This window comes from Spiroplasma endosymbiont of Megaselia nigra, from assembly GCF_003987485.1.
Lineage (GTDB): Bacteria > Bacillota_I > Bacilli_A > Mycoplasmatales > Mycoplasmataceae > Spiroplasma.
In genome coordinates, this window is sequence record NZ_RCOO01000165.1 from 1 (window position 1) to 2,461 (window position 2,461).

Here is a 2,461-nt window from a genome sequence, read left to right on the forward strand (position 1 = left end):
GGGTAAAAATTATCATTGTGCTGATAATATTGTTATTGAAAGTTTTCATTCTTTATTAAAAAAAGCAACAATTCATAACAATATTTACTTATCGCATGATGAATATATTAATGATGTTAAAAAATGAAATAAATGATATTCAAGCCGCAAAGAAAAGGATATAATAAATAAAAGTTTATAAACCTTTTTTACTAATACTTACTTTTTGGGGTGCACTCTATTAAATCTCTTTTTATTTTTACCTTGGTTTTATTGTGATTTTAACTGAGTTATTACTTTTATTTTTAATACCTAATACATTTGGATTATTAATATCTATTGTTATATATTTATCATTACCAAAATGAAAATCTTCATTCATATAGTATCATAATAATTTAGCAAATATTATTTTTGAAAATCTAATTTTTAATTTTACATCATTAGTATAATATGCTTGTAAATATGTTTCTTTAATTTTATCCTCAATGAGGTAATCAGTATCAAATAATTTTGTTATTTGAAGTAAAAAGTAAATATCTCAATTACCTAAAAATGATTTTGGCATGTGATATCTATTTTTATAATTATTTCCTTGCAAACCATTAGCAAAACCAGTTGTGTATTTTGTTTCAGTATCATTTACTTTTATATTTTTAGTATATAAAGTTATTGTATTATCAAAATTAATTTTATCTATTTGTGAAGAACCTTTTTGGAATAAAGATATATTTTTTAATAAGCCTAAATTAAAAGAACAAGCATCAGGACCTCCTATTAAATTAACATTTCTATTAGGAATAAAATTTTCTATATTTGGTGGTCCACATTCAACTTGTAAATTATTAAGATTACTTATTTCAATCGTTTTATAAGCATCTTGAAATTTACTGATACTCTGAATAGTTGGGTCAATTTGTTTTAAATCAATTTCAATTTCATAATATGCTTCATTAAATTCATCAGAAAATAAATTTTTATATCATCCAGTTCCTTCTTTTAGTTTACATTGTGCTAGTGCTATAATTTTAGTTTTTAATGGTTGGATTGTATTAGCATCTCAGATATCTTTGATATATTCTTTATAATTATATGGAACTGGCGGTAATACATATTGTGGGTAATTAAATGTTGGTATTTCATAGTCATGTGGTAATAAGAAACTAGTTTTATAATTAGTTGTCATATCTCGTAAATAATTATTTAGTGTACTTTTTGTTTTACCACGAAAAATCCATACTGATAAGCGTAAATAATCTTCTTCATTATTAGTATATGGGTTATCAGCATAGAAGATAATTTCAAAATTACCTTTATATAAGGCTTGAATTGAAAACATATCAATTATATAACTACAATTTGTCCCATTTGGTGTTTGTAAAAATTCACAATCATTATCTTTTTCACTATCACTAACTGGTGTTTGTGCATCAACTGCTCTTACTAATTCATTAATTAAATAAACTAGATTAGTTTTAGGATTTAATTGTTTTAGATTATAAGTTGAATAAACTAATTCCTTAGTTGGTTTACCATCATTAGTTAAAACAGTACCTTTGCATTTATCAGTTAATAAAGTAGTAAAACCTAAACTAGTAGAATTTGCTCCAAAAATAGCACCAACTTTATCATTGCCTTGTTCTCTAAATATTTCAAACGGTAAATAACCTTTTCCTTTTGAGTTTTCCGATCAAAATGCATCATTATAAAAACTATAAATATTAGCACTCATAAAACCATTAAGTCATTGAAAATTAGGTCATTATTTTTCATTTTGATTAATTACTCAACCTCACGGAATACCAAATGAAATAAAGTTTAAGAATTTACCAACTCCGCCCGGGATAGTAAAAGGGTTAAACACTAATTTTTGTGTATAGTTTAAAGGTAAAACAGTAACTTGGCGATTAATAAAATTATTCATATTTAAAATATCTCAAACATTACATGAACCCATTTTATTATATTCAATTTGAACTTGTCCTAATGTATTACCAAATTCATCTTTTATTCTAAAATATGATGACGCTTGCGTACTAATAATATTATCAACTGTTCCACCATTTGTTTTTATTTTTGCTGGTGGTGTTATTTTTCAATCTTTTGATCAATAAAATTTAGAATCTTTATCTTCTGTATGAATATTTCTACCAACAGAAGAATTAGTTGCTGATGTAGTAGTGGGGTCAGTTATAACAATACCTTCACTATTTTTTTGTTTTCAAAAGTCGTATCTACTTTCCATATCTTTTTTTCAATCTTCATAACCAGTTATCATAGTTGGTTGAATACCTTGAATGTTATATCAACTTACTTCTGGTGAAGCATAAGTATTTATTTTATCAGGTGGTGCAGGATACATGTTATACATTAATAAATCACGTGAATTCATTACTTTTTTATTAAATTGACCTTTAATAATTGGTCGCCCAATAACTGGCATATCAAAAAAGATTGGATTACCATAAAATTTAACTGCCAT

At 24.9% G+C, this 2,461-nt stretch carries 2 protein-coding genes and 1 pseudogene; 1 reads left to right on the forward strand and 2 read right to left on the reverse strand.

Features of this window, described 5'->3' with window-relative positions; translation table 4 throughout:
• A pseudogene (locus D9R21_RS07390) lies at nucleotides 1–181 on the forward strand (IS3 family transposase); the annotation flags it as partial.
• Nucleotides 182–238: 57 nt separating this feature from the next.
• Here D9R21_RS07390 and D9R21_RS05700 read toward each other — a convergent pair.
• Together D9R21_RS05700 and D9R21_RS07395 are read right to left on the reverse strand one after the other, a co-directional pair.
• Nucleotides 239–1,711: a hypothetical protein gene (locus tag D9R21_RS05700; protein ID WP_126821444.1), complete on the reverse strand. Its 1,473-nt coding sequence runs from the start codon at nucleotides 1,709–1,711 to the stop codon at nucleotides 239–241.
• Nucleotides 1,712–1,741: 30 nt separating this feature from the next.
• A partial coding sequence (locus D9R21_RS07395) for a hypothetical protein (RefSeq protein ID WP_158613931.1) occupies nucleotides 1,742–2,461 on the reverse strand: 720 nt, incomplete at its 5' end.